The sequence below is a fragment of the Micromonospora trifolii genome (genome assembly GCF_050516465.1).
In the GTDB taxonomy this organism is placed as follows: Bacteria; Actinomycetota; Actinomycetes; order Mycobacteriales; family Micromonosporaceae; genus Micromonospora; species Micromonospora trifolii.
The window spans coordinates 5829528-5852961 of the sequence record NZ_CP191526.1 but is presented as its reverse complement, the minus strand read 5'-3'; the positions used below and the strand labels follow the sequence as shown (position 1 = coordinate 5852961).

Annotated in this window: 12 protein-coding genes and 3 rRNA genes; 10 read left to right on the top strand and 5 right to left on the bottom strand. The window is 68.3% G+C overall.

The genetic code is table 11. The features are described from left to right. Nucleotides 1-126: 126 nt before the first annotated feature. The 4 genes from ACQRWP_RS27225 (at nucleotide 127) to ACQRWP_RS27210 (ending at nucleotide 5803) form a co-directional block, all read left to right on the top strand. Nucleotides 127-1641, top strand: a 16S ribosomal RNA gene (locus tag ACQRWP_RS27225). Between the two features lie 379 nt (nucleotides 1642-2020). Further along, nucleotides 2021-5130: ribosomal RNA gene (locus ACQRWP_RS27220) — 23S ribosomal RNA — on the top strand. Between the two features lie 85 nt (nucleotides 5131-5215). Further along, nucleotides 5216-5332: ribosomal RNA gene (rrf, locus tag ACQRWP_RS27215) — 5S ribosomal RNA — on the top strand. The 16S, 23S and 5S rRNA genes sit together here, the layout of an rRNA operon. A gap of 204 nt (nucleotides 5333-5536) precedes the next feature. Then, nucleotides 5537-5803 (top strand): hypothetical protein, encoded by a 267-nt coding sequence (locus tag ACQRWP_RS27210; RefSeq protein ID WP_430498769.1) that lies wholly within the window; start codon nucleotides 5537-5539, stop codon nucleotides 5801-5803. 48 nt (nucleotides 5804-5851) lie between these two features. On the opposite strand, the gene ACQRWP_RS27205 is transcribed toward ACQRWP_RS27210, so the two are convergent. Then, the gene (locus ACQRWP_RS27205) at nucleotides 5852-7672 is read right to left on the bottom strand and encodes a VanW family protein (protein WP_430498767.1); all 1821 of its coding nucleotides are present in this window, start codon (nucleotides 7670-7672) and stop codon (nucleotides 5852-5854) included. 182 nt (nucleotides 7673-7854) lie between these two features. Here ACQRWP_RS27205 and nudC point away from each other — a divergent pair, with 182 nt between their 5' ends. Further along, nucleotides 7855-8772, top strand: a complete 918-nt coding sequence (gene nudC / locus ACQRWP_RS27200; RefSeq protein ID WP_430498765.1) for an NAD(+) diphosphatase — start codon at nucleotides 7855-7857, stop codon at nucleotides 8770-8772. Here the strand turns inward: nudC and ACQRWP_RS27195 are convergent. Both ACQRWP_RS27195 and ACQRWP_RS27190 read right to left on the bottom strand, forming a co-directional pair. Next, nucleotides 8769-10013 carry a polysaccharide biosynthesis protein gene (locus ACQRWP_RS27195; protein ID WP_430498763.1) on the bottom strand — a complete coding sequence of 415 codons (1245 nt, stop codon included), beginning with the start codon at nucleotides 10011-10013 and terminating at the stop codon, nucleotides 8769-8771. The two genes, nudC and ACQRWP_RS27195, sit on opposite strands and share 4 nt — an antisense overlap. Continuing rightward, nucleotides 10010-14482, bottom strand: coding sequence for an alpha-(1->3)-arabinofuranosyltransferase (locus tag ACQRWP_RS27190; RefSeq protein WP_430498761.1), 4473 nt, complete (start codon nucleotides 14480-14482; stop codon nucleotides 10010-10012). The genes ACQRWP_RS27195 and ACQRWP_RS27190 overlap by 4 nt, the downstream gene beginning before the upstream one ends. 166 nt (nucleotides 14483-14648) lie before the next feature. Here ACQRWP_RS27190 and ACQRWP_RS27185 point away from each other — a divergent pair, with 166 nt between their 5' ends. Genes ACQRWP_RS27185 through ACQRWP_RS27175 form a run of 3 tightly spaced genes read left to right on the top strand, consistent with a single transcriptional unit; the run spans nucleotide 14649 to nucleotide 18502 of the window. Further along, on the top strand, nucleotides 14649-16526 hold the full coding sequence (locus tag ACQRWP_RS27185) for a hypothetical protein (protein WP_430503302.1): 1878 nt from the start codon (nucleotides 14649-14651) through the stop codon (nucleotides 16524-16526). Further along, nucleotides 16527-18272, top strand: coding sequence for a hypothetical protein (locus ACQRWP_RS27180; RefSeq protein WP_430498759.1), 1746 nt, complete (start codon nucleotides 16527-16529; stop codon nucleotides 18270-18272). 35 nt (nucleotides 18273-18307) lie between these two features. Further along, nucleotides 18308-18502, top strand: a complete 195-nt coding sequence (locus tag ACQRWP_RS27175) for a hypothetical protein (RefSeq protein ID WP_196920206.1) — start codon at nucleotides 18308-18310, stop codon at nucleotides 18500-18502. Here ACQRWP_RS27175 and ACQRWP_RS27170 read toward each other — a convergent pair. Beyond that, nucleotides 18487-19665 (bottom strand): glycosyltransferase family 4 protein, encoded by a 1179-nt coding sequence (locus ACQRWP_RS27170; RefSeq protein WP_430503301.1) that lies wholly within the window; start codon nucleotides 19663-19665, stop codon nucleotides 18487-18489. The two genes, ACQRWP_RS27175 and ACQRWP_RS27170, sit on opposite strands and share 16 nt — an antisense overlap. Before the next feature lie 109 nt (nucleotides 19666-19774). Then, entirely contained in the window at nucleotides 19775-21040 is a 1266-nt protein-coding gene (locus tag ACQRWP_RS27165; RefSeq protein WP_430498757.1) for an acyltransferase family protein, read from the bottom strand. A gap of 111 nt (nucleotides 21041-21151) precedes the next feature. On the opposite strand from ACQRWP_RS27165, the gene ACQRWP_RS27160 reads away from it, so the two are divergent. Further along, nucleotides 21152-22348 carry a DUF3068 domain-containing protein gene (locus ACQRWP_RS27160; protein ID WP_430498755.1) on the top strand — a complete coding sequence of 399 codons (1197 nt, stop codon included), beginning with the start codon at nucleotides 21152-21154 and terminating at the stop codon, nucleotides 22346-22348. 396 nt (nucleotides 22349-22744) lie between these two features. After that, nucleotides 22745-23368 (top strand): DUF6230 family protein, encoded by a 624-nt coding sequence (locus tag ACQRWP_RS27155; protein ID WP_112700053.1) that lies wholly within the window; start codon nucleotides 22745-22747, stop codon nucleotides 23366-23368. Nucleotides 23369-23434 lie beyond the last annotated feature (66 nt).

Here is a 23434-nt window from a genome sequence, read left to right as displayed (position 1 = left end):
TCAACAGGGTGCTTGTAAAGCCAGTGCCAATTATGATTTATACCCCGGACTGGTCAGTTTTTGCTGGCTGGTTGGGATTCCTTTGGCAACATTTGTTTGTTGTCAGGATGCTGTTCAACTAATTTTTTGTTGGAGAGTTTGATCCTGGCTCAGGACGAACGCTGGCGGCGTGCTTAACACATGCAAGTCGAGCGGAAAGGCCCTTCGGGGTACTCGAGCGGCGAACGGGTGAGTAACACGTGAGCAACCTGCCCCAAGCTTTGGGATAACCCTCGGAAACGGGGGCTAATACCGAATATTACTTCTGGCCGCATGGCTGGTGGTGGAAAGTTTTTCGGCTTGGGATGGGCTCGCGGCCTATCAGCTTGTTGGTGGGGTGATGGCCTACCAAGGCGACGACGGGTAGCCGGCCTGAGAGGGCGACCGGCCACACTGGGACTGAGACACGGCCCAGACTCCTACGGGAGGCAGCAGTGGGGAATATTGCACAATGGGCGGAAGCCTGATGCAGCGACGCCGCGTGAGGGATGACGGCCTTCGGGTTGTAAACCTCTTTCAGCAGGGACGAAGCGAGAGTGACGGTACCTGCAGAAGAAGCACCGGCCAACTACGTGCCAGCAGCCGCGGTAAGACGTAGGGTGCGAGCGTTGTCCGGATTTATTGGGCGTAAAGAGCTCGTAGGCGGCTTGTCGCGTCGACCGTGAAAACTTGGGGCTCAACCCCAAGCCTGCGGTCGATACGGGCAGGCTAGAGTTCGGTAGGGGAGACTGGAATTCCTGGTGTAGCGGTGAAATGCGCAGATATCAGGAGGAACACCGGTGGCGAAGGCGGGTCTCTGGGCCGATACTGACGCTGAGGAGCGAAAGCGTGGGGAGCGAACAGGATTAGATACCCTGGTAGTCCACGCTGTAAACGTTGGGCGCTAGGTGTGGGGGGCCTCTCCGGTTCCCTGTGCCGCAGCTAACGCATTAAGCGCCCCGCCTGGGGAGTACGGCCGCAAGGCTAAAACTCAAAGGAATTGACGGGGGCCCGCACAAGCGGCGGAGCATGCGGATTAATTCGATGCAACGCGAAGAACCTTACCTGGGTTTGACATGGCCGCAAAACTCACAGAGATGTGAGGTCCTTCGGGGGCGGTCACAGGTGGTGCATGGCTGTCGTCAGCTCGTGTCGTGAGATGTTGGGTTAAGTCCCGCAACGAGCGCAACCCTCGTTCGATGTTGCCAGCGCGTTATGGCGGGGACTCATCGAAGACTGCCGGGGTCAACTCGGAGGAAGGTGGGGATGACGTCAAGTCATCATGCCCCTTATGTCCAGGGCTTCACGCATGCTACAATGGCCGGTACAATGGGCTGCGATACCGCGAGGTGGAGCGAATCCCAAAAAGCCGGTCTCAGTTCGGATCGGGGTCTGCAACTCGACCCCGTGAAGTCGGAGTCGCTAGTAATCGCAGATCAGCAACGCTGCGGTGAATACGTTCCCGGGCCTTGTACACACCGCCCGTCACGTCACGAAAGTCGGCAACACCCGAAGCCGGTGGCCCAACCCTTGTGGAGGGAGCCGTCGAAGGTGGGGCTGGCGATTGGGACGAAGTCGTAACAAGGTAGCCGTACCGGAAGGTGCGGCTGGATCACCTCCTTTCTAAGGAGCACCTTCACCTGAAAGGGTGCAAGGAGCCCGCGGCCCACGAATGTTGGGTCGGGGTGCTCAGATGGCGGAGACACTGGCAAGTTTTTCCTCGGCAACGGCCGGGTTCCTTCTAGTACAGCCACTTCGGTGGTGGGAACGAAGTCCCTGGTGCGGCTGAGAAAGAATGTGAGCACCCTGTTGGGTCCTGAAGGAACAACCATCGTGTTGTTGTTTCAGAGACTTGGCCAGCCTCCTGTGTGGGGGCTGGAAGTCTGCCAGGCATGGCCTGGCCCCACATACCGCCAACAGTTTGTTGGGTTTGGTGTGGGGCGGATCGGGTTGTGGGTTGGTCGTTTGTTGAGAATTGCACAGTGGACGCGAGCATCTTTGTGGTCAAGTTGTCAAGGGCGAACGGTGAATGCCTTGGCACCAGGAGCCGATGAAGGACGTGGGAGGCCGCGATAGGCCTGGGGGAGCTGTCAACCAAGCTGTGATCCCAGGGTGTCCGAATGGGGAAACCTGGCACCAGTCATGTGGTGTCACCCACACCTGAACACATAGGGTGTGTGGAGGGAACGCGGGGAAGTGAAACATCTCAGTACCCGTAGGAAGAGAAAACAATTTAGTGATTCCGTGAGTAGTGGCGAGCGAAAGCGGATCGAGGCTAAACCGGCTGCGTGTGATACCTGTCAGGGGTTGCGTGGTCGGGGTTGTGGGACCCTGCTGAACAAGCTGACACTTGTTCGAGAAGTTACAAAGTCAGTGGCTAGTCGAACAGTCTGGAATGGCTGACCGTAGACGGTGAAAGTCCGGTAGGTGAAAGTTGCTGACCTTCTGTGGGTGTTCCCGAGTAGCGGCGGACCCCTGAAATCTGCCGTGAATCTGCCAGGACCACCTGGTAAGCCTAAATACTTCCTGGTGACCGATAGCGGACAAGTACCGTGAGGGAATGGTGAAAAGTACCCCGGGAGGGGAGTGAAATAGTACCTGAAACCGTTCGCCTACAATCCGTCGGAGCCTTGCGGGGTGACGGCGTGCCTTTTGAAGAATGAGCCTGCGAGTTAGTGGCATGTGGCGAGGTTAACCCGTGTGGGGGAGCCGTAGCGAAAGCGAGTCTGAATAGGGCGATTCAGTCGCGTGTCCTAGACCCGAAGCGGAGTGATCTAGCCATGGGCAGGCTGAAGCGCGGGTAAGACCGCGTGGAGGGCCGAACCCACCAATGTTGAAAAATTGGGGGATGACCTGTGGTTAGGGGTGAAAGGCCAATCAAACTCCGTGATAGCTGGTTCTCCCCGAAATGCATTTAGGTGCAGCGTCGCGTGTTTCTTGCCGGAGGTAGAGCACTGGATGGTCTAGGGGGCCCACAAGCTTACCGAAATCAGCCAAACTCCGAATGCCGGTAAGTGAGAGCGCGGCAGTGAGACTGCGGGGGATAAGCTTCGTAGTCGAGAGGGAAACAGCCCAGATCACCAGCTAAGGCCCCTAAGCGTGTGCTAAGTGGAAAAGGATGTGGGGTCGCATAGACAACCAGGAGGTTGGCTTAGAAGCAGCCACCCTTTAAAGAGTGCGTAATAGCTCACTGGTCAAGTGGTTCCGCGCCGACAATGTAGCGGGGCTCAAGCACACCGCCGAAGCTGTGGCATTCACATTTTATCCTCGCTTGGACTTGATTCCTTGTGCAGGTGTGTGGATGGGTAGGGGAGCGTCGTGCCGCGAGTGAAGCAGCGGGGTGACCCAGTTGTGGACGCGGCACGAGTGAGAATGCAGGCATGAGTAGCGAAAGAAGGGTGAGAAACCCTTCCGCCGGATGACCAAGGGTTCCAGGGCCAGGCTAATCCGCCCTGGGTGAGTCGGGACCTAAGGCGAGGCCGAGAGGCGTAGTCGATGGACAACGGGTTGATATTCCCGTACCCGCGAAAGAGCGTCCCTGATGAACCTCGTTGTGCTAACCACCCGAACTTGGTGAGGTCTTCGGACTGATCTGAGGGAGCGTGGGAACCTGATGGGTAGTAGTCAAGCGATGGGGTGACGCAGGAAGGTAGCTGAGCCCGGCCGGTGGTTGTGCCGGGGTAAGCGTGTAGGCCGTGTTGTAGGCAAATCCGCAACACATGAAGGCTGAGACGTGATGCCGAGCCGATTCAGGTGAAGTCAGTGATCCTATGCTGCCGAGAAAAGCCTCTAGCGAGTTCTTAGCGGCCCGTACCCCAAACCGACACAGGTGGTCAGGTAGAGAATACCGAGGCGATCGGGCGAACTGTGGTTAAGGAACTCGGCAAATTGCCCCCGTAACTTAGGGAGAAGGGGGGCCGGAGACGTGAAGCCCCGCGCGGGTGGAGCGTTGTATGGCCGCAGAGAGCAGGGGGAAGCGACTGTTTACTAAAAACACAGGTCCATGCGAAGAAGTAATTCGATGTATATGGACTGACGCCTGCCCGGTGCTGGAACGTTAAGGGGACCTGTTAGCTCTTCGGGGCGAAGCGGAGAACTTAAGCGCCAGTAAACGGCGGTGGTAACTATAACCATCCTAAGGTAGCGAAATTCCTTGTCGGGTAAGTTCCGACCTGCACGAATGGCGTAACGACTTCCCCACTGTCTCAACCACAGGCCCGGCGAAATTGCAGTACGAGTAAAGATGCTCGTTACGCGCGGCAGGACGGAAAGACCCCGGGACCTTTACTATAGCTTGACATTGGTACTCGAATTAGCTTGTGTAGGATAGGTGGGAGCCGGTGAAGTCCATACGCCAGTATGGGTGGAGGCAATCTTGAAATACCACTCTGGTTGATTTGGGTATCTAACTTCGGACCGTTATCCGGTTCAGGGACAGTGTCTGGTGGGTAGTTTAACTGGGGCGGTTGCCTCCTAAAAGGTAACGGAGGCGCCCAAAGGTTCCCTCAGCCTGGTTGGCAATCAGGTGTTGAGTGCAAGTACACAAGGGAGCTTGACTGTGAGACTGACAGGTCGAGCAGGGACGAAAGTCGGGACTAGTGATCCGGCACTTGCGAGTGGAAGCGGTGTCGCTCAACGGATAAAAGGTACCCCGGGGATAACAGGCTGATCTTCCCCAAGAGTCCATATCGACGGGATGGTTTGGCACCTCGATGTCGGCTCGTCGCATCCTGGGGCTGTAGCAGGTCCCAAGGGTTGGGCTGTTCGCCCATTAAAGCGGTACGCGAGCTGGGTTTAGAACGTCGTGAGACAGTTCGGTCCCTATCCGCCGTGCGCGTAGGATACTTGAGAAGGGCTGTCCCTAGTACGAGAGGACCGGGACGGACGAACCTCTGGTGTGCCAGTTGTCCTGCCAAGGGCACGGCTGGTTAGCTACGTTCGGAAGGGATAACCGCTGAAAGCATCTAAGCGGGAAGCCTGCTTCAAGATGAGGTATCCCACCCACCTTGGTGGGGTAAGGCCCCCAGCTAGACGACTGGGTTGATAGGCCGGAAATGTAAGCCCGGTAACGGGTTCAGTTGACCGGTACTAATAGGCCGAGGACTTGACTACTAAGCTGCTACGCGTCCACTGTGCAACTCTGAACAAGCGAACACCCGTGTATTGGTGCCGGGGATGTTTGATATGTTCATAGAGTTACGGCGGTCATGGCGGAGGGGAAACGCCCGGTTACATTCCGAACCCGGAAGCTAAGCCCTCCAGCGCCGATGGTACTGCACTCGTGAGGGTGTGGGAGAGTAGGACGCCGCCGGACAATCTTTCAGAAAAGGCCACCCCCGAATGGGGGGTGGCCTTTTCTGCGTTTTCCTTTCAAGCCGGCAAGGTGATGCTTGATCCTCCTGGTTGTAGTGGCCTGACCGGCGGGCTGACACCACTACAACCAGGATGCTGCGCGATCTTGCAGTCAGCGATCCAGCGGTCCAGGTCTGGGCCTGGTGCCCAGGGCTAGGCTCGGCCTGTGGATGAGGTCCTGATATTTGCGGTGTTCGCGGGCTGCGTGGCGGCGGTCCTGGGCACACTGTGGTGGCTCGCGTCCCGGGTCCGTCGTCGTGGCATCGGTGGCGAGGTCATGGGTCCGTTCGAGGAGATGTGGCACCCCGCGGCGCACCGGTTCCGGGCCGAGATCCGGGTGCAGGAGACTCGCACGGTGCCGATGCCACCGCAGGGCGGCAAGCGCGATGGGCACGGCGGCAACGCCGCCGAGCTGACCCCAGACCTGAGCTGACCCCAGAGCAGGATCCACCCGGAGCGGGGTCCGGAGCGGGGTGGGGCCTCAGGAACTCTTCGGCCCGCAGACGTAGCGGGGCTCCGCGTCGTAGCGCCAGGTGAACTTCTCCCGCTTTACCACCACGCCACCCTTCTTGATGACCCGGAAGGCGTCCTGGGTGAAGCCGTTGATGCCGTTGGTCTCGATGCACGAGGGGCCGGGAGTCAGGTGGATCTGCTTCGGCGTCGTGATGTTGCGGCGTGGCCCGTACTCGGTCTTCACGCTGTCGTAGATCTTCGTGCTCCAGATGGACACGGTGATCGTGCTGGACGTGTACGACGTGTCGATGAGCACGCCGTACTCGGTGTTGTTGCGGAACTTAAAGTCCAGATTGGGCCAGAAGATGGTCGACTCGATGACCGCCGGGTACCTGTCGAACCAGTACGAGTGCGGCTTGTGCTCGACGTCCTCCAGGCCGGCGTAGTAGGTCGCGTTGAACAGCGTGGTGGTGAACTGCGAGGTGCCGCCGCCGACGCCCGGCACCAACTTGCCGTCGAGGATGACAGGTGCGTCCCGGTAGCCCTGGGCGTAGCCGCGCTCGCCGGTGTGCCCGTTGAGCGAGAACGTCTTCCCGGGCAGCACGACCGTGCCGTCCACCTTCCTCGCGATCGTCGCGATGTTCTGGCTGCGCGACGAGGTCATGCCGCCGGTGAACCGGGTGGTGAAGGTCGACACCCGCTCCTTGATGCCCAGGCCGGCGAGCTTCTCCCCGGTCAGCTGCGGCGGCGTCGGCTTCAACTCGCCGGTCACCTCACGGCCGTCCGCCTTCGGTAGCACGGCCAGCAGGTCTCGACTGAGGGCCGCCGTGTCCAGCTGCTGCCCGGATCGCCCCTCCTTGGCCGTGGGCCGGCCACCGGAAATCGTCATCGTGGCGTCCTTCGGTGGCACCTCGATGGCGGCAAGCTTGTCGCCGAGCGCCGCACGCAGCCGCTTGACGTCCACCGAGGGGGCGAGCTTGCCGGTCTTGTCGGCGCCGAACCGGAGGCTCTTCGCGATGGCGGCGGGCGGGATCGTCACCTGGCCCTTGTTGGTGCGCAGGGTGACCGGGGCGGCGACGGCCGGCTTCGCCAGCTCGCTGACCATCCGGTCCAACTCCTCCGGGGTGGTCGCCGGGTGGGTCTCCACCAGGGGCACGATGACCGGGGCGCCGGCCAACCAGCCGGTGCGGACCACCTCGGCGGACCGCTCCGGGTTCAAAGCCAGCCCGGGCTTGGGTTGTACGACCTTCGGCGTGGTGCCCTGATAGGTGATCGCCGGCATCGTCATGCCCTGGGCCTGGTCGCCGAGCACCTTACGGAGCGCGTCGTCCAACCGGCCCACGTCGACGGTCACCACGGGCTCGACGGTGCGGGAGCCGACCAACCGGCTGACCGGGTGCGCGTCCGCCTCGGCGGCTGCCGCGACGGTCGCCGGCACGTCGACGGTCAGCCCCACGTCGGCCGGGTTGATCTCGGCGGTGCGCCCGTCGACGGTGACCTTCAGCGGCGTGGCGAGCGTTGCCGCCCGCCGGTCCAGCTCCGCCCGCAACTCCCGGTCGGCGTCCGCACGGCTCCGGCCGCCCAGTTCGGTGCCGAGCACGCTGGTGCCACGGGGAACGTCACCGGCGTACGCCCAGGCGCCGGCACCCGCCACGGCGGCGAGGACGCCACCGGTGATGCCGGCGGCGAGCAGCATCCGGACCCGACGCGGCCGGCGTGGGCCGCCGTCCGGCTCGCCGGGAGCGGCTGTGGTAACCGGCTCAGGTCCATCGTCCGGCCAGGTGACCGCGGTGACCTGCACGGTGGGCCGGTCGTCGGCGGGTGGACTGTTTTCGCCGTACAGCGTCACTGCAACCTCGATCGCCAGGGTGCCGCGGGAGGTCCTCCCTCCCGGAGGCACCTACGGTAACGAATGCCCGGCCGTCCTCGGTGGCTGCGCCCACCAGGCGCTGCTACCGCGTGTCGTTCGGCGTGTCGCACCGGTCCGGGGGCGGTGCCGACGGCCGACCGCCGACGTGGCACGGTGACCGGGTGGACACTGCGGAGCGGGTGTTGGCGTACGGGGGCGGATCGCTGGACCGGGCGGGCCCGCTGCGCACCGATCCGACGCGGTTGGGTGCACTGCTCACCGAGTCGACCACAGTGCTGTTGCCGATGTGGCGGGACCGTTGTCTCGTCGACGGGCACGGGCCGGTTCGGCTCAGCGCGGAGCGCGCGGCGCTGGTCCGGTCCGCCGCCGGCGAGACCGTCTTCCTGGGGCTCGATGGGGAGGCCGCCGTGTTCGCCGCAGACCTCTCCGCGCTCCCCGAGCGGTCCGCCGTCGAGATGGCCGGTGCGGTGCGGTCCGTCGACGTGCGGGCACTGGTCGGGCGGCTCGAACCCGGCGACGCGGCCGTCCATGCGTACGCCAGGGGTTTGCTGCACTGGCACCGGCAGCAGCGATTCTGCGGGACGTGCGGCGCGCCGGCCGTCGTCGGCGGCGGAGGGCACCTGCGGACCTGCGCCGGCGCGGAGTGCGGACGTGTGCTGTTCCCCCGGATCGAGCCGGCGATCATCGTGTTGGTCGAGGCACCCGGTCGGTCGGGGCGCTGTCTGCTGGCCCGGCACGCGGGCGCGGCCGAGGACGCGTACTCGACGCTGGCCGGTTTCGTCGAGATCGGCGAGAGCCTGGAGGACGCGGTCCGTCGGGAGATGGGCGAGGAGGCGGGCGTGACCGTCACCGACGTGACCTACCAGGGGTCTCAGGCGTGGCCGTTCCCCGCCGGCCTGATGGTGGGCTTCCGGGCCACCGCCACCTCCGACGACGTACGCGTGGACGGCGAGGAACTGCTGGAGGCCCGCTGGTTCACCCGGGCGGAGCTGCGGGCCCGGGCGGCCTCGGGTCGTCCGCTGGGTCGGGTGGACTCGATCGACCACCGACTGCTGACGGACTGGCTAGCGGAGGGCTAGGGCTCGGCCACAGGGGCCGGAGCGGGCCGACGGGCCGTCACCGCCATCAGCGCGGTGGTGACGATTGCCGTGCCCAGGGCCGCGAGGAGAAGACCGGGGACGCTGTGGGGCCGGAGGGTCGCGGTGACGGCCACCAGGCCGGCCACGCCCACCCACAGTGGTGCCGCCGCCCAGCGTGCGCCGGCCGCGAGTCGGTCGTTGAGCAGCACGAACGTCACCGCGTAGAGCGCACCGACCGCCGCGAAGAGGGGCGCGTACCGGCCCAGGTGGTCGTAGTCGGGCCCACCGGCGAGGCGGAAGGCGAGCCCTCCGGCGAGCGTCGAGGCGAGGACCAGCACCAGGCCACACCCGCCCGTCACCGCGAGCGCAACCGTCCGGCTGCGCCGGTCACCGCGGGCCAGCCGCGGTAGGGCGAGGACGGCGGCGACCTGCGGCGCCCAGAGCGCGCCCTTGCTCAGGACGGTGCCGACCGAGTACGCCCCGGAATCCGACGGGGACAGCAGTTGCCGGGCCAGCAGCAGATCGGCGTAGGAGACGACGAGCATCGCCAGGGTCGCACCGCAGCCGGCAACAACCTGAGCGACGGTCAGTCGCGGTGCGCTGGACGACCGCCCGGGCTCACGGGCGAGTCGGGCCAGCACCGCCGGGGTGAGGGCGGCGGTCAACGCGCCGACCGCCAGCGCGCCGGTCGGTCCCGCGCCGAGCAGCAACCCGGCGATCACGCCGCCGTAGCGGCCGGCGGCGAGCAGGGCCATCCCGATCGCGAGTCGTACGAAACGTTGGCCACCCTGCAACTCCCCGAGGGAGCGGGATGAGAGCACGATCGCCGCGGTGGTGACCGCCAGCAGCGCGGGCATCTCGACCGGGAGATCCAGGGCGGTGACCAGCAGTGGTGTCGCCGCGACGAGGGTTCCCGCGCACACGGCGGCGGTGACCGCGGTGAGCCGCCGAGTGTCGGAGGCGCCGTGCCGGGCGTGGTGCACGGCGACGGCCAGTTGCAGGCCGAGCCCGGGCACACCGACGATGGCCACCAGCCCGAGGGCGGCGGCGAGCGCGCTGAGGTCGGCCGGGTCGAGCCGCCGGGCGGCCAGGACCGGAACCAGGTAGGCAAGGCCGTTGACGAGAACCCCGGCCAGGGTGACGCTGATCCCCGCGGCACCTAGACCGTTGCTCGGTCGGGCCGTTTCCGTTTGCGCCGTCCGCTCTGTCTCCTTCGGACGGACAGACTTCCGGGGGCTCATGTGATCTCGGAGAAGGCCGGAGGCTGCCCGTCGGCTGGCCCCGCCGCCCGGTCCGGCCTCGCCGGCTCGGCCGTGTCCGGTTCGGCGACGTGCGGCTCGGTCACGTGCGGCTCGGCCGTGTTCGGCTCGGCGGCGTTCGGTTCGGCCGCAACCGGTTCGGGGGCGTCCGGCTTCGGGTCCTCCGCGACCAGCGCGGCCGCCGGAACGGCTGAGGTCGCGGCGGTCGGCCTGGCTCGGCGTACGGGCCGTCGTCGGGCGGCGGTGGAGAGCCAGAGGGCCCCCAGGGCGACGACGATCGTGAGTTGCACCAGCGCGTCGGTGTTCCGCCGCGTCGAGTCGAGGTAGAGCAACCCGGCGAGCAGGACGAGCGCGCCGGGGAGCCAGGTCTCGACGGCCCGGCTGATCGTCCTGGCCCGACGTGGGTCGGCCGGCCAGGGCAGGCGGCGTGGGCCGGGTACCGCCAGCATGAATCCCGCCGCGACCAGCAGACCGCCGATGAGGCCGCTCCACAGCACCAGCGCGGCGGCCCCGACGGCCAGCAGCGGCAGCGAGCGGGTGACCCGGCGTCGGCCGCGCGGTACGACGGTAGCCGAGGTTCCCCCGGTGGGCTGTCGGGCGGGCAGCACCGCGAGCAGGACCACCACCGCGAGCAGGGTGCCGCCGAGGAGAAGCCCCGCCCGGTACGGCGTGTCCGGTGCGAAACGCAACAACACCTCTCCGGAGGTGCCGGCGGGAAGGATCCAGCCCTGTTGCCACCCGTCCACCACCAGTGGTTTCAGCGTCCGCCCACCGAGGGTGGCCTGCCAGCCGGTGTTGGTGTTCTCCCGCACGGCGAGCACCCGGTCGACGGGGTGACTGGCCACCCGTACCCGTCGCTCGGTGGCCGCCCAGGATTCGATCTCGGTGGCGCTGGCGGCTGCCGAGGTCGGCGGGGTTGCCGAGGCCGTCGAGGCCGGCGTGGGCGTCCGCGGCACCAGGGCGACCCTGGTGGGCGAGGCCAGCTGGCTCGGGGTGGCGACGACGCGGTGCTCCCCGCGGCCCAGGTCGAGCTGCCGCGGCGTGGCCCGGCCGCACGGCGTCACCGGCATCTCGCGCATTTCCAGCAGGTCGCGGAGCGTGCCGCGCAGCGTGGTGGTCACCCGCGCCGCGCCGATCTGGAGCGTCGGCCCCGATCCGCAGGCCAGCGCCAGGGGTGTGTCGAGGCGCGGTCCGACGGTGGGCGCTCCGGGTAGCACGGTCACCTCACCGACCGCGATGGGCAACCGTTCCGGCAACCGCAGCTTGTACGGGTCGGTGCTGGTGGCGGACGGTTTGTCGAGGAACTGGATGGTGATCTCGTCGGTCCGCATCGGCGGGTCCAGACGGAGCAGCCCGTCGTCGCCGAGCAGGCTGCTGCGGAAGCCGTCGTCGCCGACCACCCGCACACTGCCGAGACGGGTGGCGGCTGTCTTGTCGCCGACGGAGAAGCGGAGCCCGGTGATGGTCTGCGGCTTGAGCCACTTGAGTCGCAGGATCGGTGCCTCGTCGTCGATCGCCGGTGACCAGCTGGTGGTTGGGTTCCCGTCGAGCGCTGCCCCGGGCCGGCCGGTCGGGTCGGGCACGGCCGTCGAGGAGGCGCTGATCTGCGCCGCGAGGCGGAGCGGCTGCGCGTCGGTCACCAACTTGTCGAGGGCGTTGTCCAGGTCGGGGCCGGCCGTGGGCCGCGCCCACAGCCTGGCGTCGTACGCGCCGGCCGCCGGCAGGGTCAGGGTCCGGTCGATGGTGGACGCGTCCTCGGAACCACGGATGGCGTCGGTGGAGCAGCGCGGGTGCCCGTCGACGGAGAAGCAGGCCGGCGTGGTGGGTGCCGCCGACACGACGACGGTCGCCGGCCGCTCGGTGACCGGTGCGGCGGGCAGGACCAGGGTGCGGCTGGTCTGGATGCCCGGAACCTTGATCTCGGCGATGCCGACCGAGCCGTTTCCGAACGGGCGCAGGTCGTACGCGCCGTCGACCGAGACCCGGACCTCGCGGGTGGCGTGCACGCCGGGCAGTTCGAACACCATGTGGTCGCTGAACTGTTCGATGGTGCTGCTCTCGTACCCGGCGCTGACGGTCACCGTCGTGGGCAGGGCATCGGCCTTCAGGTCGAACCACACCTCGACCCGGGTGACAGTCGTCGGGTTGGCGAGGCCCACCTCGATCCACTGCTCGTCGCTGGGCGAGTACGGCGCGGACTGCCAGGAGGTCGCCGGGTTGCCGTCCATCGCCGCGTACGGCTGGTACTCGGGGCGAGCGCCGCCGGGGGAGTCCACCTGCGAACGGGCGGTCGAGGTGCGGATCGCGTTGATGCCCTCGAAACGGGCGACCGTGGACTGCTCTGCGCCCCACTCGGGCAGGTAGTCGTGGGCGGGCGCGGTGACCTCGAAGGTGTCGTCGGCGGTCATCGTCTGGGAGGTGTTGTCGCGCAGTCCGCCGAACGACACGACGCGTCTGCGCAACCCATCGGTCATCGCCACCGGCCCGGCGACGTCGGCGGTCGACGCGTCGCCGGCCAGGATGGTGGGCGCCGAGCCGAGCTGCCCTGCCGCGGCGAGGTCGAGCAGTGATTCGGGGCCGCCCACCACTGTGGTCACGTCGGTCCTGTCGTAGGCGACCACCGGCTCGACGGGCCGGTCGACCCGGTAGACCTCCAGCGCCCGGACGGGCACGTCGAGCCCATGGTCGCGGAACTCGTCGGGGGACGAGGGCCCGCCGCGCAGGGGGCCGAAGGACGTGACGCGGGTCAGCCCGGGTGAGCGCTCCAGCGCCTGCCGGACCACCGCCGGGCGGGCCGTGTCGGAGCGGCCGTGGTCGAGGTCGGCGCGGAACAGGACGTGGCTGATCCCGGATCGGGCCAGCAGGTCCGCCAGGCCGGCCGACCCGGCGCCGGTGGCGAGCGTCGACTCGATCGCGTCCAGCAGCCGGATCGTGGTCGGCGGGGTGAAGGGGATGGCGTTGCGTACCGCCCACCGGCTGTTGAGCAGCGGCTGGGTGATCTCGTCGGTGGTGTTGCCCCAGTCGTACGACGGGAAGCGTGCCCCGGGCACGACGAGCACCCGCCCGCGCCCCGTGTTCGCGTCGAGCCAGTCGGTGGCGTCGTGCCAGTAGCCGGGCACCTCCTTGACGCTGCCCGGGGTGGCGAGACCGCCCGCGAGGGCGGGTGTGGCGACCGCCGTGACGGCGACGATGGCGGCGCCGGCGGTCAGCCAGGCACGTGCGACGGTTCGCGGGCGGTGCCGCGCGGGCGCGGTGCGCGCCGCCCGGACGGCCAACCCGATCAGGTGCGCCATGCCCAGGCACAGGGGTAGGCGGAGCAGGACGTCGAACTTGTGCACGTTGCGCAGGGGTGCGCCGACGCCGTCGAGGAACTCCCGCTGTGGTCCGGCGAGGATGTTCGGCAGGTCGCCGACGTGCCCGAGACCGACGAGCGCGACGCCGAGCACCAGACCGGTGATGAGGAACCGGCGGTGCGGCATCCCCCGTCGGGACAGCCCGAGCACACCGAGGGCGGCGACCGCCAGGGTGGCGGCGACCAGCACCGCCTCGTTGGCGAGTCGTGCCCCGGACGGGATGGTCGGTCCGAACGGGGAGGCCAGGTAGGCGACCCAGTAGGAGGCGCCGCGCAGGGTGGTCGCCGCGTCGGTGACGCTCGTGGTGTTTCGGGCGGTCTCGATGTAGTCCAGGAAGGGTGGGCTGTACCGCCCGAGGACCAGCAGCGGGACCAGCCACCACGCGGTGGCCAGGGCCACCGCGCCACACCAGGCGGCGATGGCGGTGACCCGGCGGCGTACGGGCTGGAGGGTGGCGAGCCAGAGCAGGGCCAGTGGCACCACCGCGAACACGGCGGTGGCGTTGACCCCACCGGCGCAGGCGACGGCGATGGCCGACGCGGCGACGGCGCGTCGCAGTCGCGTGCCGGCGGTGAGACCGACCAGTGGAATGAGCACCCAGGGGGCGACGGCGCTGGGCCAGGCTTCCACCGAGGACCAGCCGAGCTGGGTGAGGATGCGCGGTGACAGCGCGAAGGCGACGCCGGCGATCATGCGCCCGGCGGGCGTTCCGATGTTGAGCCTGCCCGCCAGGCGCACGGCCCCCAGGTAGGCGACACAGAAGAGCAGTGCCCACCACAGCCGCTGCACCACCCACGGCGCGAGGCCGGACTCCGACCCGAGCAGGAAGAACGGGCCCATCGGCCAGAGATAGCCGTACGCCTGGTTCTGTAGTTGGCCGAACGTGCCGGTGGGGTCCCACAGGTGCAGCGAGCGGAGCAGCCACCCGGCCGGGTTGACGTTCAGGTCGACCTTGGTGTCCGGGACGACCTGGCCCGGGGCCTGCTGGAAGGCGAGGGCGGTGAGCGCGATGCAGATGACCAGGTGCCGGAACCGTCGGGCCGTGTGCCGGCTCCGGCTGGACCCCGGAGCGGCGCCACTGGCCACCTCTGCACGCATTTCGGCTCCTGTCTTCACGGCCGGACGCGCACCTGCAGCCGACGACTGTCGCGCGACGTTATCCGGACCGGGCACGGACGGGCGACCAGGGGCGCTGCGGTGGCGTTATCGGGAGAACGGCCGTCCCCACGGCGTGTAAGCGTGTGGCAGGCTGCCGACCATGTCAATGCCAGAAGCTGAGGCCGAGACGCATCCGGAACGCGTCGCTTCCGATGGCGGCGGGCCGGGGCCGATCGGCCGATGGCTCCGCGCCGACGCCGTTCGCGCCGTGGCGATCGCCCTCATCGCCGTGTCCGTCGCCTGGCGCGCCGGCCTCGCCACCCGTGGCTGGTTCTCGCAGGACGAGTTCGTCATCGCCGCCCAGGTTCTCGACACCGGGCTGGACGCGGACTATCTCCTGCGTACGTTCAACAACCACCTCATGCCCGGCGGCCTTTTGGTGGCGTGGGCGATGGTGCGGGCGGCGGGCTTCGCCACCTGGCCGTGGGTGTTGCTGCTGGCTGTTGGTCAGGCGGCGACCGGGATCGCTGTCTACCGGCTGCTGCGCGATCTGCTCCGGCCCGGCTGGGGCCTGCTCATTCCGCTGTGCCTGTTCGTGTTCAGCCCGCTGACGCTTGAGGTCTCCTCGCTGTGGTTGGTCGGGCTGCTCGTGCTGCCGATGCAGTTGGCCCTGGTCATGGCGGTGGCAGCCCAGGTCCGGTACGTGCGGACCGGTCGCCTGCGGCACCTCGTGGCGGTCGCGCTCTGGCTGGTGTTCGGCCTGTTCTTCGACACCAAGTCCCTGCTGATCGTGCCGTTGCTGTTCCTGCTGACAGTCTTTCTCTTCACCTCCGGTGGTGTGTGGCGCAGCTTCGTGACGGCGATCCGCCGGCACTGGCCGGCCTGGCTGATGCTCAGCGCCCTGTCGGGGGGATACCTGGCGTTCTACCTGACCCGTCCCTCCGGTGACCTGCGGGACCCGACCTCGGTCGGTCCGGTCCTCAACTTCCTCGGTGACCTGGTCGGCAAGACGGTGGTGCCGGGTCTGCTCGGCGGTCCGTGGCGCTGGACCTACGCCGGTGACGGTCCTCCGCTCGCCGACCCGTACGACATCGCCAAGTGGTTGTCCTGGGCGGTGCTGGCGACGCTCGTCGTGGTCACCGTCCGTCGGCGGCCGTCGGCCGGACGGGCCTGGCTGCTGCTCACCTCCTACCTCGGTCTGGTCGCCACGCTCTTCGCCATCACCCGGTTGGGCGGCCCGCTCGGCCCACTGGTCGGCGTCGTCCCCCGGTACGTGGCCGACGTGGTGCTGGTCGCCGCGATCTGTGTCGGCGCGGCCCTGCTGGGGATCAAGGACACCGACGAGGACGAGGTGTCGGCGTGGCCGGTGCCGACGGTCCTGCGGGAGCCGGGCGCGTTCGCGGTCGGCCTGGTCTCGATGATCGTCGTCCTGGCGACCATTGGCGTGGGCACCCTGTGGAGCACTGCCCGTTTCGGCGACAACTGGAGTACGAAGTACGGGCGGGACTATCTCGCGACGACGCAGGCCGAGCTCGCCGCCGCGCCGCCGGGCACCGTCTTCTTCGACACCGCCGTCCCGGACCGGGTCGTCGCCGGTTACTTCTGGCCGGACAATCGCCAGTCGCACTTCTTCCGCCCGGCCGAGCGTCGACCCACCTTCGTGACGGAGGCCGCGCGACCGTCGACGTTCGATGATCTCGGCCGGATCCGTCCGGTAGTGGTCCAGGGTCGGAAGATCGTGCCCGGTCCGGTGGACGGCTGCGGGCACCTGGCCCAGGGCGGCCGACCCACTCGGATCCCGTTGGACGGGTACCTGGTGGAGTGGCCGTACGTGGTGCACTTCGGCTACCTCAGCTCTGGTGACTCGACAGCGCTGTTCCGGCTCGGCGACGCCACGCGCGAGATCACCCTGCGACGCGGTCTGAACGACCTGTTCTTCCTGCTGGAGGGTGCGGGGGATGCCGTCGAGGTCACCGTGCGGACGCCAGGGGTCGGGGTGTGCACCGAGCTGATCACCGTCGGCCGGGCGGTGCCGGCATCGTGAATGGCTGAGCCGACCGACGGCGTCGAGGCCGCACCGGTTCGGCGGGCGCAGGACAGGCTGTCGCTGTACGCGCTCGCGGCGGCGGTCACGGTGGTGGTGCTGGCCCCGCTGGCGGCGCCCGGCTACGCGTTGCTGTACGACATGGTGTTCGTACCCCGGCAGCCGTTGACCTGGGATCTTGTCGCCCCGGCGCAGAGTCTGCCCCGGGCGGTGCCGATGGACGCACTGGTCTCGCTGGTCACCCAGGTGGTGCCGGGCTGGTTGGTGCAGCGGCTGGCGCTCGCCGGGGCGGTCTTCCTCGCGGCGGTCGGCGCCGGCCGGCTAATGCCGACCGACCGGCGCGCGGTGCGGCTGTTCGCCGCGTTGGCGTACGCGTGGACGCCGTACCTCGCCGAGCGGTTGCTGATCGGGCAGTGGGGGCTGCTGCTCGCGTACGCCGCGCTGCCCTGGCTGGTGCGGGCGGCGCTGGACCTGCGGGCCGGGCGCGACGGCGCGCTCGCCCGGGTGGTGCTCGCCGCCGCTCCCGCCGCCATCACGCCGACCGGCGGTCTGATCGCGCTGGGCACGGTGCTGGTGCTGGCGTCGGACCGGATGCGCGCGCCCCGGTCGCTGCTGGTGTCGCAGCGGATGCATCCGCACCGGTCCCGGCAGGCGTTGGCCGCGGTCGGAGTGCTCAACGCCCCCTGGGTGGTCGCGGCCCTGGTCACCGGCGCCGGGGGTTCCTCGGACCCGGCGGGGGTGGCGGCGTTCGCGGCGCGTTCGGAGAACTGGGCCGGCCCGCTGGTGGCGCTGGCCGGCACCGGCGGCATCTGGAGCGCGCAGGCCACCCCCGCCAGTCGCGCCACGCCGCTGGTGCCGGTGGCGACAGTGGTGCTGTTGATCCTGGCCGGTGTCGGTGCGGGCCTGCTGCGGCGTCGGCTGCCCCCGGGCGGGGCGGCGCGGCTGGCGGTGCTCGCCGGGACCGGTTTTCTGCTCGCCGCCTTCGGGCTGCTGCCCGGCGGGGACGCCGCGCTGCGCTGGGCGGTGGTGCACCTGCCAGGCGCGGGGCTGCTGCGAGACGGCCAGAAGTTCCTGGCGCCGTACGCCCTGCTGCTGGTGGTGTGCGCGGCGTTGGGGGCCGAGCGGCTGGTGGCCCGGATCGACCGGGAGGTGGCCGGGGTGGTCCTGGTCGGGCTGCTGTTTCTGCCGGTGGCCGTCCTGCCGGACCTCGCGTTCGGCGGTGTCGGTCGGCTTCGTCCGGTGAGCTATCCGGCGGAGTGGCAGCGGGTGGTCGAGCACATCGAGGAGGAGCCGGGGGAGATCCTCGCGTTGCCGCTGAGCGCCTACCGGGCCTACCCGTGGAACCCTGGCCGGGTCGTCCTGGACCCGGCGCCCCGCTACCTGCCGGGGACGGTGCTGACCGACGACACGCTCCGGGTCGGCGACGTCGCCGTGGCCGGCGAGAACCCGCGCGTCCGTGAGATGCGCCAGGCGCTGGCCGAGGGACGGCCGGTCTGGACCACGGGGGTGCGCTGGGTCCTGGTGCAGCACGAGGTCTCCGGCGAGGTGGATTCTCAGGTGCTCGGCGGCCTGGTGCGCGTCCACGACGGACCGTTCCTGACGCTGTACCGCAACCCGGCGACGGTGCGGGAATCGGGCGGGTCCGGGCCGGCCCGACTGGCGGTGGTGGCGGCCCTCAGCGCTGCCCTTCTGGCGGTCATCGCTGCCGCCGTTTCGGCACTACACCGGCGAGCTACCGCGTGGTAACGTCCGCTCGCACGTCTCGCCATTGGAGGATTGGCATGCGTAGAGCTCTGACCCTGGTCGTGTCTGGCCTGGTGGCGGCGTTGCTGGGGATCCTGGCTCTCGGCGGGATCTCGGCCGCCGCGACCGCCACCGACGAGGAGGCCGCAAAGGAGGCCAAGCTCGTCTCGGAGGCGGCCAAGCGGGCCGGAAAGAAGGACCCGTACGCCCCCGCGGTTTACGGCGACAGGTAGGACGGCTCGCCCCGCTGCTGCACTGGGCGGGGCGACTCCACACCCTTGAGGATCGCCTCGAAGCGCCCACCAGCAGCCTGCCAGGTGAAGCTGGCCGCGTGCTCCCGGGCCTGGGCGCCCATCTCCCGCCGCAGCTCATCCCGGTGCAGAAGCGTGCGCACCTTCATCAGGTAGTCGTCGATGTCGTCGGCCAGCAGGCCGGTACGCCCGTCGACGACCGCTTCGGCGACTCCGCCCGCTCCCCGGAACGCCACAGTCGGGGTGCCCGCCGAACCCGCCTCCACGATCGTGAGCCCCCAGCCCTCCTTGAGGGACGGGGTCAGGGCCACCCAGGCCGAGGCGAGCAGAGCGGCCTTCTCCTCCTCGGTCACGAAGCCCCGGAAGTCCACCCGCTCGGTGATGTCCAGCTCCGCGGCGAGTTCACGCAGGTGCGACTCCCACCAGCCCTGGCCGGCGACGACCAGACGTAGTTGGGGCAGCTCGTCGGCGAGGGCCGCGACGGCCCGCAGCGCCACCTCCACCCGCTTGTGTGGCACCAGCCGGTTCAGCGTCACGAGCAGCGGGAACGTCGCCCGCTCGGCGTCGGTGTGGGGCAGCGTCGGGGTGCCGTTGTGCACCACGGAGACCTGCTCCGGCGGTACGCCGAGCACTGCCAACTCTCGACGGGTCGCCTCGGAGACGGTGACGTACCGGCACCGCTGGTAGAGGCGTACGGCGAGCGACGATTCGATCCACCAGCCGAACCGGGCCGCCCACTGTGGAAGCACCACCGGCCACTGCTCGCGGTGCACGTGGTGGATCAGCTTGACCACCGGGCGTCGTGCCCACAGCGGGGCGAGGAACGGCAACCCGTTGCAGACGTCGACCAGGACATCGGGCCGGCCGCCGCGGCGGGCTGCCAGCGGGCCGATGCCCAGCGCGCCCGCGACGTAACAGAGCGCTGCCCAGAGGTAGACGCTGTGTCGGCCGCCGCGCCGTACCAGCCGTACGCCCGCCTCGTTGATCTCGTCGGCGGGAGCCTGGCTGTGGGCCGCGCAGAAGAGAGTGGCGCGGAATCCGCGCGACACCAGTTCGGCGGCGATCCGCTCGACGTACACCTCGGAACCGCCGCCCTCGGGGTTGCGGGTGTCTCGCCAGTTGAGGAACAACACGTGTCCGGGCATGCCGAAGCGACGCTCCACGCGAACCCTACTCTCAAGTAATTTAGCGACCCGCGTCACATTAGGGGCTGGTAGGCCGGCCGGCAATGCCCCGATGGGCCAGCGCTGGGCGCTACCCGCCGACCGTGGGCACCGGAGTGCCAGCCGCGACGGTCGGCGGTGCGGTGGCCGGTGCGGCCACGTCGGTGACGGGGGTGCCGGACGTCTGCCCACGCCCGGTTGATCGGCGCCGCCCCTGCGACCCGAGCAGTTGCAGGGGCCGCTCGACGCCGTAGTAGCTGACCGCTGCGTACACCAGGCCGAAGGCCATGGTGAGGGCGAAGGTGCTGAGCAGCCCGCCGGTGAACAGCGGTCGGTCGTCGACCAGGTAGATGAGTTCGATGACCATGGGGTGCCACAGGAACAGGCCGTACGAGACCGCGCCGAGCCACCGGGCGGACGAGCTGCCGAAGATCTGCTTGGCCCGGCTCGGCCCGCCGAAGGCCACCGGGATCAGGATCAGCGCCGCGATCACGAGGTACAGGGCCAGTTTGACGCCGAACTCGGCGGCCGTCGGCTCGGCGAGGTCGCGGGGGCCGGCGACGGGCGTCGTCGCGATCGCCATCAGGCCGACGGCGGCGGCCCAGCAGGTGACCGGCGCCGACGCCAGGTCGTCCAGGACCCGGAAGGCCGCGGGCGCGGTCCCGGTGCGCAGGGCGACGTGCGCCGCCGCCAGTGCCATGCCGGCGCCGAACCAGGCGGCGTACGAGGGGAGCCACATGGTGTGCAGAGCGGTGTCGAGCCAGCCGAGCCCCATCAGGGTGAGCCACCCAGCGGTCAGCACCGCACTCCCGCTGACGAGCACGATGGTTCGGACAGGACGCCAGGACCGGCCGACGGCGAGCACGGCGACCAGCGGCAGGATCAGGTAGAACACGACCTCGGTGGCGAGACTCCAGGTCTGGCTGAGCCCGGCGCGCAACTGCCCGGGTTGGTAGATCTGGGTGAAGGTGAGGTGGCGGATCCAGTCGCCGACGGACGCCTGCCCGTTCTGCGGCAGGACGATCAGGCAGACCACGACCGCCAACCAGTAGGCGGGCAGGATGCGCAGGGCTCGCCGCCACAGGTAGCGCTTGGCGCGGGGCCGGGCCCGGCCCGTCGCAGCGCTGAGCGCCCACGGCCGAAACAGCAGAAACCCGGACAGTACGAAGAAGATGGCGACGCCGACGTCCAGTCGAGCCAGCCAGCCGCCCCAGGTGGTGTTCATGGTGACGGCGGTCTGGAACCCGACGTGGTGACCGACGACCGCCACCGCGCCGATTGCTCGCAGCGCGTCGAGGGCGGGAAGTCGGCCAGTTACCGAAGGCTCCGAAACTGTTGGCGCGGCGGCTGTGGACATCTGGACATCCAGGGGGTCGCTTTGAAGGTGACCGGGGAGTAACCTCCCGCCATGTTAAGGATCGGGTGCCCCGGACAACAGGTCGTAGGGCGGCAGGTTACAGGAGGATGAGTGAAGCTTCGCGTGGGCGCCGCGCTCTTCGGGCTTGGCGTCTTATTGCTGGTCTTCGCGGCCGGGCTGCCGTTTTACGTGGCCCCCGCCGTGACCAAGCTCCCCTACGATCTTGAGCCAACGACGTCCGTCGCCGAGGCGAAGAACGCCAGGTTCCTGAAGATCACGGCAACCGGGAGCTCGGTGAGCATCGAGGTTCCGCAGGGCGATCTGGTGTCCAATGTGGAGGTCATTCCACAGCCCGACGACACCAGGGATCGGCTGCCCAGGGACCTCAAGGGCGACGCGGTGATCTGGGACGTCTACCAGACGGTCCGGCGCACCGACAACCAGGACGTGGTCAGCCAGTACAGCACCGAACTCGCTCTCTACCGGATCTCCGGTGCGGCCGCCTCGTGGAAGGACCAGTGGCTCAACGAGACCGGGGCGGACGGGACTCCGGTCGGCAACGTGAAGTACACCGGCCAGATCTACAAGTTCCCGTTCGGCACCGACAAGCGCGACTACCAGGTCTTCGACCGTGACCTGAAGCGGGCTGTCCCGGCCAAGTTCGTCGGCACCGAGAAGATCAAGGGCATCGAGGCGTACCGCTTCGAGCAGCGGATCGAGAACGAGGTGCTGGCCACGCCGGAGAGCAGCATCCAGACGCTGGTCGGCAAGTTCGCGCCCGGCGCCACCAGCGGCCAGGTCGTCTACAGCAACATCCGTACGCTCTGGGTGGACCCGGTCACCGGCTCCTACGTGAACGTGCGGGAGCAGCAGCACAAGGAGTTGCGCCCCAACACCGGCACCCCCACGGTGCTGTTGGACGCGGACTTCAACTACACCGACGACACGGTCAGCCGCAGTGTCGAGACGGTCAAGGACAACCGCTTCAAGATCGGCCTGATCAGTTTCTGGGGCCCGATCGTCGCTGGTGTCCTCGGTCTGATCGCGGTCGTCTTCGGTGTGTGGCTGGTGACCCGGCCCGAGGGTGGGACGGCCCGGCACCGCGCCGAGCCGGCGGTCGACGACCCGACGCCGACCCGGGTGGACCAGGAGCCGGTGCGCGACACGGACACCGTCGAGCAGCCCAGGCCGCAGCCGGTCGGCGGGCCACTGACCGACGAGATCCCGCCGGCTTCGACCAACTGGAAGTCGGAGGACCCGACAGTGCCGACCCAGCGGCCGGCTCCGGGCGAGGTGGAGCAGCGCTGACGCGCGTACGACCGGACGTACGACCTGAGGGGTGGACCGCTTAGCGGTCCGCCCCTCGGTCGTGTGGCAACCCGCACGACCTGCGTGCTTTACATTTGTTATTCGATTGTAATTAGTCAATGTAGCGTCACCTTGCGCTGATACCGCTACCGTCATATGCCTGCTTTGTGGCCATATAGGAGGGTGGCGATGGCGAGTGTTCTCACTCTCTGTGATGCCCCACCTCCGCCTGGTCGCCCGACTGCTACCGCCCGGTAATCAGGGGGTTGTGACCTGCGCTGCAACGGGTGCACCATCAAGCCCGATGGTTACCAGCCGGTAACAGAACGCGGGCTCCCAGTGCGGACCGCCCGTTCGGGACCGGCCACTCGCGCGCATCGACCCGAGGAGGAACCCGTGCAGGATCGGTTAGACAGTCAGGGTCGTACCCGATGGTGGCGGTTCGCCGCCATGATGGTGCCCGCCACGGCGGCTGCCGGCGCCATCCTCTTCGGAATGTCGACCGGCGCGATCGCGTCCGACATCACGGTCTCCGGGCAGACGTTCAAAATCGGCGCCGACCGCCTGGAAGGCGACGGCTTCAAGCAGTACGGCGGCATCGTCCGCGAGAAGGGCAAGGACGGGAAGTCCGGCCAGGTCCACCCGATCGCGCTGTCCGAGATCAGCAGCGCGGAGCTGTACAGCCTCTGCCAATCCGTCCGCGCCGATCTGCCGGGCCTGCCGGTGGTGCTCACCATCAACGCCGGCGAGGGCAAGGAACCCGCCCGCGCCAAGGACCTGCTGATCGCGATGGACTCGTTGAACGGCAACGCGACCTTCACCAACATCAGGATCGGTCGGGACGCCACCGACCTGAACCCGACGGCGCAGGCCGGCTCGTTCGGCCAGAACTCCGACCACGTCACCATCACCAACCTGCAACAGGTGTCCCGCTACACGACGGCGGCCACGTTCAACCTGGTCGGCCTCCGACTCAAGGTCAACGTGGGTGACGACGCCAAGGGCAAGGAGTGCTTCTGAGCTGAGCCGAGGCCCGCGGTGGTCAGCACCGCGGGCCGGGCCCATGCCCCAACCCCGCTCGGTCCC